Genomic DNA, 12,937 nt, shown 5'->3' with positions numbered 1-12,937 from the left:
GGCTATACTGTTTTTGCCTTCTGTGGAACGGAATGAACAAAAAATGCGAACGTCCTTATCTTACGTTCGCAAAGTGACTTTTTAAGGGCTGACTACTTAGCAGAGGAGATAAAGCAACAAAAGAATGGTCGCCGGAAAATATCTTTGAAGAAAAACAAAACGACACAGCCGATATTTTACATTACAAAAATGGATTTTACGACATCATTGACGTTAAGACAAGAAACATTTCAAAATCCGCTATGGCCCCAAATATCATCTCCGCATACAAACTAGCCAAAACTTGCGTTTTGATGATAGACAACAATGAATTTGACAACATTAGCATAGATTATATCGAAGTCAATTGGAAAGAAAAGGGGAACTCTCTCACCGCTACAAAAGCATTTCATGGAAATTTATTCAAGGCGAATCCAGAAACATTATATATTAACTGGGCAGCCGCTATGCAAATTCAATTTCATGTATGTGAATTAAACCAATCCTGGAACGGCACTAGAGAGGAATGGACTAGGCATTATTTGAACATCTTTGTCAAAAGTGCTAAAATGAGATGCAAGAAAATGCACGATACTTATATCAAACCTTTTTTGAGATACATCCGATATTCCGCCTTAGACAAAGGTTAAAATTTTTGGCTTATGTGTCAAACGGATACCTGAAAACAGGCATCCGTTCCATTATGTGTCATTTGGATACCCAAAACGGCCTGCAGCCCTTTATTTATATGGCCTAGAGCCAAAAAAATATTCCCAGATGAGCATTTTTCTGCACTCGACGAAAATTCCCCCGTGTCGACGCAAAAGGGATTTCAGTTCCCCAATAGGTTGCGTCCATCATCGCAATTATCTTGCGAGAGTCTTGCGTTTTGGGTTCGGGAACATAATTTCGCAAGGCTCGGCATACGGTACTTCTTGATATGCCTAGAAATTTTGATATGTCGTCCAGGCTGTACTTTCCGCTGGAGTAGAGCGACCGGATTTCGGAAGCGGAATCCTTCCTTTTCTTAGAAAAGTGCTTCCCACACGCTTTGCAGAGCCATCTCTGGGAGCCGTGCGACAGTCCCTTCTTCACAGTGTCATTTGAACCACAAAAAAGCAAATTTTTCCCAAAAAAGAAAAATTTGCTGCTATGCCTTATGTATCAATGGGTTACGAGAGATTTAGGAATCCAAATGACACATAAGCCCATTCGGCAATTAAAGCATCCGCCTCTTTGCCCATTTTCAAAACGCCACAAAAGAATTTCACGAAAGGTGAGCGCTTAATCGTGGATTAATCATCCAATTCGTGCGATATTTTTAATTAAGTGACCAAAGAAAAGAAAGAATGTCAAAAGTTCGCTTACAAAACATTGACTCGATTCTGGCCGCACACTAAATTCTTCCAAGTTACATAACATAACCTTTCAGACCAATGAAAAATTTTATCAAAACCCTTCTCTTATGCGCCGTTTTCGCTTCGGCGGCCGTTTTCAGCCCCTCTTCTTCGACCTTGGCGATTCTCTTGGACGCTTCCGGCTTGTGCGACGAAACTTCTTCCGAATCGTGGGATAAAATGCAAACGGTAAAATTTCTAAAAGAAAACGCCTTCTACGGGGATTCCAACTCCATTTTCTGCTTTTTCTATGATGATTCGATGCCCCCTGCCGAAGCCGCCGACTCCCTTTTGAAAGGAAAAAATTCCATTTTCAACAAGGCCTTGAAAAACTGGGCGCAAAACAGTAATGCTGCAAATTCCGAACAGACTCCGAACCGATTTATCATTATCGCCGAAGGCGTAGCCGGCCTAGCTGTACGCGAATACATTCAAAGCAAGGATTACCAGGGTGAAATCGAAAACGTTCTTTTTTTCAACACGCCTCATGAAGGAACGGGCTTTGCCGATCAAACGCTTTTAAATGGCTCTTCCGCATTGAACAAATCCAAATCCGCTTCAGATTATAGCGATATTATCCCGCTGGCATTGGCAATTTACCTTATCGGCGGAGGTGGCGCTTTAGAAGACCTGATGATGTCGCTTTTGAAAGAAGCTGTGCTTGGCATGGTTCAAAACGCAGGCGATATCAAAAAGCATTTTTCCGGCTATTTCGAGAACAAGGAAAAATCGTATAAATCCCTGTTGTATCTGGCGGAAGATTTGGATTTGCAGGACGCCGCTTACCGTGAAGTCCAAAAGAATGCACAGGAAAAAGGATTGGATTTGAAAAATTTCGCGGGGAGCACTCAACTGCTGAACGCCTACTCGATGCTAAATTCCTACGAGCATCCGGCATACAACAACATTTATTCCTACGGGCTTCCGAGCATCGGGAACGGGCGTCGCACGCTGGCCGATTTCGCGGACCAAGCAAAGAATCACGTGAGCAAGGAAAGGCTTCAAAAAATGCTGACGGAATCGCTCTCGGCGATGATGGCCAAAAATGGCAAGGATTTTGTTCCTGAAGACATCCAAAGCGTCGTTTCAAACGCAATGAATGGTGATTTTACGGCAGACGCCATGCAAGTGGCCAATCGAATAGCCTCCGATTATGACATTCCTGTCGGACAAATCGCCGAATGCGTTCGGGACATTTCTTCATTAAGCAACCTGAAATTCAACAAGGAAAATTTTTCAAGTTCCGTTCTGAAGATCATCAGCATCGCAAATAAATACCTGCCGGAAAAATACAAATCGGAACTGTTCTCCACTTTCATCGACGAGTATTCGCAAACGCTTTCGGAACTGGGAGAAAGCGTCCAACAGATTGAAGGAAATCTAAAAAAGGGAACGGGTCTGCTTTCCAGCAACCTTTCCAACTACGCCATCCATTTTTTTGACGAAGGGACATTTGACGTTCCTGCCTTCAGCGCAATCGGCAAGAATGTCCGTGCATTCAAAGAATCCGGCGTTATGCGTATCGGCTATTCGCTAAAAGATTACGCGCAAGCTCACCAAAAGGATTTCTCAGAATTGAAAGATTACATGAATTACACATCCAAGGCCGGCGAATTGGAAGGAATTCGACAAGACATCGATTTGGGTCTTAAAATCGGATGTTCCGCCGTAGAGGCAATAAATCCCGCCATAGGAAAAGCCTGCCGGGCCGCCCAATTTTTGACGAACGTCACTTTGATTGCAAATGTTTCGCAGAATATCAAGAAAGCCGTTCAAAATGTGGGCGCATTGCGATCCGCCAAATATATCGCTATAAAACAATCTATAGAACAAAAGCCTGCCCACAGTTCTTGGCATGACCACAACGGCATCTCGCACGACATTGCGTCCTCCGACATGGAAAACATGCTTTTCGGAACACCCATCATCTCCCTGCAAACGGTTCGCAAAAGCGGCATCTCTGCCGATTCCATCGTTCCGCTGGCGTTGTACAAGACTTTTGACGACGTGAAAAATTTTGCGGATATTTCCCAAGATTCCCTCGCCTACGGCTATCTGTTCCCCGCTTCCGAATTTTCCGAAATTCCGCGTAATGCCTTGATTCACAATCGGTTTGTGATGATGAAGGATGTTTTTGACGAGCAAAGGAATGGTTCGCTCTATAAAAAAACGAGATATGCCGCAGTCGATGGATTTAGGGTGAGCGATTTTATACGGGAATATCGCTTTATCATCGACGATTTTCAACCGGACGAATTGCATCTGATCCAATTTGATTTTAATGCCCGAATGCAGCTCGCCTACGAACGGCGAGGCCATACGTGGTACGTCTATCGGGGTCTGAACAACCAATGGGAAGAAAATCCTATCGACACATTGCAAAAATCCCCCATTCAAAAAAACGGACTTTTTGTTTTCCGCCCCAAAGAAGTTCTGAACAAAGGCATTACGGACAAAAAGGACAGTATTTTACTCAGCGCAATTCAAGAAGACGGCGCAAACTGTATCAGCATTTATATTGTAAACAAAGCAGGCAAGGCCAACAACCAGCGAATCGCTTTCAAATTCCAAGCAGTGGACTACTTGATAGAAGAAGGCTGGCCGAAATCCTTTGAAACGGTATCCCAAATGGATACTGTGGAAATTTATGCAAACGACTTGGGCTATGGAGCGTCATTAGGGGAATATCGCCTTATCGTATCCAGTTTAAAACATCAAGATACGGTCCCGGTATTCGTGGACAGCCTGAAAGGTTCCGGCTCTCGTTACCGATTTAAGGCGGATTTGTCTTCGATTTGGAAAAAGCATCCTCTGGAAAACGCCGCCTATACACTCCAATGGTATTTAGGTTTTAAAACAAAAACGTTAAAAGAGGACTATACATCAGGCGAACAAAACATTTATTACAACCCCAAAACGATTGTGTGGGGAGATGTTTCCGCGCCTTCGCTGGCCTTTGATACGCTTTCAAAGTCTCCGGTATTTTCCTTGAATAAGGGTGAAACTTTTGCTTACGTCCAAAGTTTGGATTCCGTGGAAAATCGCCCGCTCCGAGGCTTGCGCAGTTTTCTAGTCCGCAAGGATACGAAAGACACGCTATGGCTTCTGCATCAGGCAAATGTTGGCGAGCCTTCCTATGGAATCCGCTGGACAGGAGCACCGGTTTCTTGGAGCGGAGTTGCAGACTTGTATGCGCAAGCGTATGATTTCGCCAATCCGAATTTTTCGATGAAAGCAAAATTGGCAAATACGGCGCAGGATTCCGCAAGAAGTTCGTGGGCATTCGCCCTGATCGATTCAACATTCCGAGCGGGAATCAACGGGACATCCATCCATCAAAAAATTCTTCTGGACAATGCGCCTCCTCAAGCAAGTGCCGAAAATTTAAAAGTCCTCGGCGTTGCAGACAAAAGCTTGCCCGCATTCGCCAAACGAAAAAATGGAGACGAAGTTCTGCTGAACGCAATGGACACTTTGCTGCTGTCTTTTGATATCGAAGAAAATCTGTTCGGGCGCGATTCTGAAATTGTCGTCGTAGAATTGGTCTTTACGGATTCTCTTGACAGAAGCAATTTGAAGCAAAAACGGTATCTCTATGAATTTACCGTGAGCAACTCCACAAAACGATTCGTTTTTCAAGAACCGGACGCGAACAGGATCGAAGACGGCATCTATACTTTAAACGTATTTCTTACCGACGAAGCGGGAAATAAAAGTTCCAAGCAAATCTTAAAAAATGTGCGAGTAGATAGAACTCTCCCGCAGATTCGCGGAATCACCCTCGGCGATTTCGCCTACGAAAACATTGCCGAATTGAAAAAAGGAAGCGCACACGTGAGCCAAAGCGCAGATGACGCCCGAAACCGTTCCGAACTCGTATGTTATGTCAAAGTCAATTTCTTTGACAAAGAAGGAAGCTGGAAAGGACCTCTGCCGGAAAATACAAGCAAGACTGCGCAAAATGCGAACATTCATTTTGATTTCGGAAAAGCCGCTCCGGATACGACCCATGGCATTTGGTTTGTCTATTTCGGATGCTACGATGATGCCGGAAATTTCGGAAAAAACATAAATTCCGTGGAAATAGGAGCCCGTTATCCCAAAATAACCCATCCCCAAAACGATTTTTATAGCGGCCCGATTTTAATTCGGGGCTTTGCGCCGAACCATCTCGTACACGAAAATGACAATCTCGGCGAATTCCGCATATCTTGGAGAAAAGAGGAGGACAGTACTTGGTCCGAAAAAGGAATCCAATACTTGGTATTTGATAAATCCTTATTGCCGTCGGAAAGGGATTTGGCGATATGGAATCCCGCGGAATGCAATCTGGCAAGGGGCAGCTATGTTTTAAAACTTTCCGTCCGAAGTTGCGATTCCTGCCCGTGGATTTCCGACGAAAAAATCGTTTTTGTAAATGACGTTGCACCATTTGATTCGGCAAATGTTCCCAAACTGGTTATCGCTCCGCCCGTCGGGAATCACCGAGCCGGACAAGCCAAAGACATTTCTATCGAATTGAAAAATGTACCCGAAGACTCAAGATGGCTGGTGAAAGCATTTATCGAAGTGCCATCGCCAAAAGATTCGACAACTTATGTAAGAGCCCTAGAAAAAACATTCGACCCAATGACGGTCTCTCCTTTTAAAACCCTCGCTGCGACTTCGGATTCCGGGCTTTCCATTTGGCAGGAAAACGATGGTTGCACCTGGCACGTCCGTCACGCAGGAAATGCTTTGGGGTTGAAAATCACGGATTCCACAAAAGCAAACCCGACGATTTCGAGAATGCCGCCCTACTTGGCGATCCGCTTTGTCGAAGGCGAAGTCAATTGGAACCACACAACGCTGCCGGATTCCAGTTCGTCTTTGTCTTTTGTCATGGACAGCATTCGAATTCAAAATGAAGGCATAAGCCTGACCATTCCACCTTACAATGCAACCAAACTATGGAACGTCGGGAAAGATAGCGTTCATTTGGTATTTCAAACCGCTAAACCTTTTACGGTAGATGCTTCCTGGATCGAGGGCGCATTATTTGAAATTTCGCAAAGTCCCGTCCTCTATGTTTTTCCGGAAAAATACAAGGCACATATTGTGTGGGATGGTTTAATAAACGGAAGCTATTCCAGCGGAAGCCTTGCCCGACTGAACGTCATCGCCTACGAAAAAGGAAACGAGAAGCACGTGCTCAGCGAAGAGGCGAAATGGTATTTGGAATACGAAAATCCGAAAATCGAAATCGCTCCGCAGAATCTGGAAAAATACTATGTGAATTTTCTGGGTTCAAACGCCGATTCATCCGAAATGCAACTAGCGGATTATGGATTTCAATTCAAATTGACGGGACGTTCGGCATACGTGACCGCGGAAATTCTGGATTCCGCAAAAAATGTGGTGCGAACTTTGTTGGATAACAAGCTCGTCTTGGCGACCGCCACCAATCAATGGCAAACCCTTTCTTGGAACGGCGTCAAAGACGACGGTCTTGTGCAGGCGGGCTCTTATGCGGTACATCTTCTTGTCAAAAGCGACTCCGGAATTGTCATCGACACGCTTTATCCCTTTGAAATGAAATGGGGAACAGATTTCGTCGAAGCCAAAAAGGATTCGGCAGGCCAGGTAGCCGACTTGAAGATGCTCGAAACATTCTTGGATGAAAACGGAAATTACCGCTATATCGGAAAGCCCGACTACATTCTCCAATCCAATGTTTCTGCGACTGTTCTTCCGGAAAATGAAAGGACATTCCTTTACGAATGGGATAGCTATGGAGGAATTCAAAATCCTATTGTGTACAAAAAAACACGTCCAAGCCTTGGAATTCGAAGACACCGCGATGAATTTTGGGCAACGGTGGTGACATTGTTGATGAGCGAATCACGAGTATATCAAGTCAGCTGGTGTGGTCTATCTCGCTGTTGTTTTGAAACAGGAATCAAAGAAAGTAGAGGCTATTGGTATCGAATGGATGTACAACGAGTACAATTCAAAAAGGGCGAATCCAATAAAGAAATTTTGGTGGATTTAGACTCCCTTCAAGAAAATGACAGCAGGATTTATGGTTACAAATCAAATAACATAGAAGTATTGCATAATTTGGCAGCAATCAAAATTTTTCCGGCAAGCTCTTTCGAAACAATTGAATCCTTTATAGGAAATTCGATGTACAATGCCGTATGGGATGCGGGATTTTCTTCAACCAAAGATTTTGCATGGGAAAATGTTTACAAAAAGAATTCATATATAAACAATACTAATAGCCAATATTTCCACCAGATGTCCAACTGGTTCAACAACTGGGGACAACCCCTGTATTATGAAGCGGTGGATACGAATTTGAATATTCTTTCCAATGCAGACAGTTTACTTAACGCTTTTAATGCCGCGATTTCTCCCTGCGAAACAGACGATATAGAGTCATCTTCTTTATCCGAGGACGATTCCAGATTTGTATGCGGAGCCAAAAACGCAAAAGAAGAAATTGATCCCTATGTTGTCCAACAATACAATCCCCATGCCTTTATGATGGATGTCCAATTAAAGCCTTTTGATGGTGAAAAAAGTTTTGTCATCAAGAAGTTTGAGAAAAACTATTGTAGTGAAATGGATAACTCCGGTTCAAACATTAAAGTTAAATTCGTCCTCCAAATCAACCCGGATTATTGGGAACCCAAAATATGGGGAACGAACAATTTAGCCAACCGCTACGCCCGTTTTGATCCGTTGAACAAAACCTTGTATGGAAACGATGGCTATATTACAAAACTTGTCACCGAAGACTTTCTCAATTTCTATAACGGCTCCACATGGGTCGCCGATTCGAGACTCGATAACGGTCCAACCGTATTCGAAGCCCAGCGTCTGCCGATGTGGCCTATTCCGGAAAATCCGCTGCTTTTTAATGATGAAATTCTCGCCCATCTTCCCGACAACAAAGATTCTTCCGTAAAATACTATCCTTCCGAATTTTCTTGGCGATTCTATCGCGGCAGTGGCGACATCAACTATAAAGCGGAAACAAGAACTTTTGAAGGAAACTTATTGGCATCCTTCCAGAGCAATGAACAGGCGGCCTTAACAGGAGAAGATAAGAGCATTGGCAAAATCCAGATTCCTTATGGATTTTACTTTGACGTCGCTCCGACAATGAATATCACGGAAGCAAAAAATGCCGGCATACTCCTTTCCCATACAAATACAGTAGCCTATCCTTTGGACGAAGGAAATTGTTCAGTCCATGCAGAAACTGGCAATCGTTTCTACGGCTGCGACAAGTGGGTTTCCCATCTGCATTCCGCGAAAAACGACTGGAACGATTCCCTGTGGAAAAGCCGATTCGCATTAAAGAACGGGCAAGGATTTATTCGCAACCCGCTGACCGATTCCAGCGTCATTTTTGAAAATTTGACCGCTATTGAAACGCCTAAAATAGACTCTAACAACGAAAAATTGGCTTATCACATCACTCCGAAAAATTGGTCCACCCAACACAATTTTTGGAGTTTCAACTTGGAAAAGCCGAAATCCGACGTCGATGAAATTTTTGGCGGCATTTCTGTTAAAAAATATATCCTGAAATCAGACGAAGGAAATTCCGACGCATGGGAAATCGATTCTTCCACAACCGATACAACTACTTTCAGCTTATTTAATCAAGGGAAAAACAAAACGTCAGAATTGACATTCTACCGCGCTAGGGACTCTATTTTCACATCCGAAAAAGGCCTGAATAACGGTGGGAAAAGCGAAGCAATTCCTTTGGCCAGAGTAGTCGCGCAAAGCCCAATTTTGGCAGACACGATAATCCATTCGGACTGGGCAAAAAATCCGTCTGCGGAAATCGTCGGTATTTTCAAAAGAAAGATGCCCAACGACACGAATTTCACACGCCATCCCTATTTCAACGCCCGCTACGATTCCACCGCCAAGCAATTTGCCGTTTCTCGCAATTCTTCGGACATTTACGCCTCCCGCGAAAACGAAATGGTTACTCTGCAAGGCCGCGTTCCATACAACATTACCGACTGGAAAATTTCTTACATCCAGAATGGAATGCGTTTTAAAATTGCAGAAGGCACAAAGGAACCGATAGAAGCCACGATGGACGTAAACCGCTTACAAGGCAATACGTCTTTCTTCTTGACTTACAAAGGAATCGGCGACATCACCTATTATCGGCAACTGGACGTACGCATCGGCGAACAGGTAAAAGCAAACGCAGAAAATTTTGTCTATTCCATGTACGGCAACGTTTCCGTTCATTTTGAAAAAGATTCCTGGAAAAGCGATGCCGACGTGACCGTGCGCACCATGGATCCTAGCGAATGCTATGATTGCCAGCTATTTCGGAATATGCATCCAACAGGTCCAATTATCGAAGTGCTTCCGTCGCACGTCTTTCCAGACGGCAAGTCCCCACTGGTGACTGTAGATATTTCCATGGAGACTTTGAAAAATGATGGGGTCGATTTCCGCAACTTGAAAATCTATAAACTGGAAAAAAAAGAAATCGTTCCGTTGGAAAAGGAAGGCGCAATCGTTCTCCTTGACGCCGAATTGCAGCCCTGCAAAGCTGTAGATCCGTATTCCTGCGCCTTCGCAAGAATAAACGCCAAGACTCCTACCTTCTCGAAGTTCATCGTCTTGGATTCGGCAAACGCGGACAGCGTCATGTTCTTCGATTCTCTTCCCGAAAAAATCGAAGCATTTTCTTGCAGCCAGCTGGACTCACTTTGGCTGGATACACTTTGGATGGGAACAGCAAACGGCTGGCTCGAATTTCCCTATCCGTGTACGGGAAAGAGCAACTACATTTTGCGACTGAGCGTCAATGGCAACGTGTCTGCGGAGCACCGCGGGGCATCGACATTCCCCATTGTTTGGCCAATCCGAAATACCGATTTGGCGATTTCGGATTCCGTGTACCAATCGTCCATCGTCCTTTACGGCATCGACGGCAATACAGAACAGAAACTCGGCCCAACAGTCCGCCTGGACTCCATCGATCCTATTATTGAAAGCGTGGAAACCTCTATTTCCGAAGATGAGGAAAGTGGACGAAACATTCATGTCGAAGTGGAAATCAACGAAATCGGAAGTGGCCTAGCAAAATCCACGTTGGAATTGTTCTTGGGCGGAAATCTACTGCAAAGCGTGACGATTCCCGGAAATGCACCACCGATATACGACTTTCAATTAGACAGAAAGTCTCTCTACGCCTGCGTCGGTTGCCAAGCGACAATCAAAGTCATCGCCGAGGACAAGGGACACAATACCGATGAAGCTGTCAAACAAACAGAAAAGCTTTATCCCTATCCGTCCTCCTTGGTTTTGTGGTATCCCTTTGCCGAGGGTTCGGGAAACATCGGCTACGAATGGATGACAAAGGAAAATCCCAGGCGAATGCATTTTGATCTTTCCGCGATAAATGCGCCGTGGAATGGAAGATACGGAGTACATTTGTACAAAGCGACCGATTCCGCAAGCAGCCGATACACGCTGGCAGCCTTGGATTCCCTGCGTCCGTTTACATTTGAACTGAATTTCAATGCGGGCAACATCCAGCAAAGCGATTGGGCGATTCTCAGCTTTGTCGGTCAAAACGAATGGACTTTTGGCCTTGGCACTTATAACCGCTACTTCCTGAAGGTCGGCTCCGATGTATTCTATTTCAATACAAAGCGCGATGCAAATATCCCCACTCATCTAGCGGTCGTAGTCGAAGGGAAAAATGCAAGCCTTTACAAAAACGGCAAACTTGCAGAAACCATCCCTCTAAAAAACGAGCTTTTGTACGGCGGAAAAGGCAAGCTTGCCATTGGAACTCGCAATGGATTGCGCAGCGCCGTGGGAAACATTTCCAACCTGCGTTTCTATGCCTCGGCACTCAGTGCGGAACAAATCCAGAATCTATTTGCCGGAGTCCCTCGCGAAAGATCCGTACATATCGCATCTGTTCGCGCTGTAACGCTCTCGGATAGAAACGGTCTAACGGTCGATCAGTCCTGTTCCGCTCCGGGAAAGGCGTATCTCCGTCAAAACACTACAGACAATAGCGGGAAAATGACGTGGAAAGTCGATTTGGATGCCGATGATTATACCCTCTACCTTTTCCATCGAAACTATATAACCGAAGAATCCGAGGTCGAAGTGACCATAGACGGAACGCACCTCGGAAAATTTAAGCTAAATTCTACAGGCTTGTGGAAAAGCGAACAAGTGGCGGATCTTCATCTTCCCCTGAAAGCAGGTGTTCATGAAATGACGATTCGTCCTATGGGAAATCTCGGTATCGCCGCTTTGGCGTTAGCGAGTTCTCAAGCGGGTATGGATGGAAATATGATGGATTATGGAGAATCCTCCTGGACAATTCCGGAGGAAAAAGTCCAAGTACGTATGAAATACGAGACTCTGAACGATAAAAAATGGGCGCAAATTCGTTTTGATCTGCGTAACAAAACGGACAAGGCTCTGGAAAATGCAAAAATTCGCTACTATTACAAAGGGGAAGGCGAAAACGTAAACGCCGTCGCATTCTATCCAAGTTCTCCGATGCGGGTCGTAAACGATGCGGGATCCGTATTCTATGCGGAGTTTGCGCTCACCGAAGTCATTGCCGCTTACGGCACCGCCTACTTTGGGCAAGGTCCTTTAATCGGTCTGCATCGCCTGACTTCACCCAGCAACTACTTCCCCTATTGGGATATAACCGATGACCCGAGTTACATTCAGGAAGCAGAAAAGGAATACGCCGAAGCAACAGGAGTCGCCCTGTTGGACGCCGAAGGAAACTTGCTCAATGAATTTTCCTGTTACGACGAAGACGGCCCGATACAAAAGGCGAAGCGTCGCGTGCGCGCCATGGCTAAGGACAATAGCGAAGGATCAAACAGCGAAAGCCATCTTGCCATCTATGTGGAAAATTCCGGAAGCGTCCCGGTGGACGGCTTTGAAACGCGCTACTACTTCCGAGACTCCGCTCAAACAGAATTGGATATCTACTGGAATGCGTTCGCCCAAAGCAGCAAAGTAAGCGCAGGCGGCGACTTACATTACGTTTCCTTCCTGTATGACGATATTCTAAATGCGGGAGACAAGTCCGATTACGGCAACGGTGTGCAATTCTCTCTGCACCATCCGAACAGGACTCACGATTTCAACGCCGCAGACGACCCGTCTCATCACAATCTGAACAACCACGAAATGGTGGAAGCCGACTCCATTGTGGTTCTAGATAGGCAGGGCAACTTGCTCTGGGGAAATGCTCCGCAGCCAAAATTCCGCCCCGAATACATCGTCAAAGAAAATTATGCCAAATCCATATATAGGGAAGGCGACATCGTCTATGTGAATATCGAAGAAAGTGGCTATTACACCCTTGAAACAGTGAATGCCATCGGCGTTCCGCTAAAAAACCTGTACAAAGGCTCTTGGGAAGCGGGAGAGCATTCGGTGACTCTCGACATGAAACAGATTCTGCCATCGAGCTATATCGTACTGCGCAAGAATTCGGAAATCCTTGCGTGGGAACTTTTGAACTAAACATTTTTCTAAAGGAA

Annotated in this window: 2 protein-coding genes and 1 pseudogene; 2 read left to right on the top strand and 1 reads right to left on the bottom strand. The window is 45.1% G+C overall.

The window, feature by feature from the left end; all coding sequences use genetic code 11:
• Positions 1-104 precede the first annotated feature (104 nt).
• Positions 105-629: pseudogene (locus B5D40_RS10600) on the top strand (HincII family type II restriction endonuclease); the annotation flags it as partial.
• Between the two features lie 103 nt (positions 630-732).
• Here the strand turns inward: B5D40_RS10600 and B5D40_RS16655 are convergent.
• The gene (locus B5D40_RS16655; RefSeq protein ID WP_456151864.1) at positions 733-1,101 is read right to left on the bottom strand and encodes a transposase; all 369 of its coding nucleotides are present in this window, start codon (positions 1,099-1,101) and stop codon (positions 733-735) included.
• Positions 1,102-1,415: 314 nt separating this feature from the next.
• Here B5D40_RS16655 and B5D40_RS10595 point away from each other — a divergent pair, with 314 nt between their 5' ends.
• Entirely contained in the window at positions 1,416-12,920 is an 11,505-nt protein-coding gene (locus tag B5D40_RS10595) for a LamG-like jellyroll fold domain-containing protein (protein WP_078776877.1), read from the top strand.
• Positions 12,921-12,937 lie beyond the last annotated feature (17 nt).

The sequence above is a fragment of the Fibrobacter intestinalis genome (assembly GCF_900167415.1).
In the GTDB taxonomy this organism is placed as follows: Bacteria; Fibrobacterota; Fibrobacteria; order Fibrobacterales; family Fibrobacteraceae; genus Hallerella; species Hallerella intestinalis.
This window is presented reverse-complemented; position numbering and strand designations above follow the sequence as displayed.

What these genes read in the sequence shown, in the direction of transcription:
- B5D40_RS10595 (WP_078776877.1), top strand. Translation starts at nt 1,416, where the DNA reads ATGAAAAATTTTATCAAAACCCTTCTCTTATGCGCCGTTTTCGCTTCG.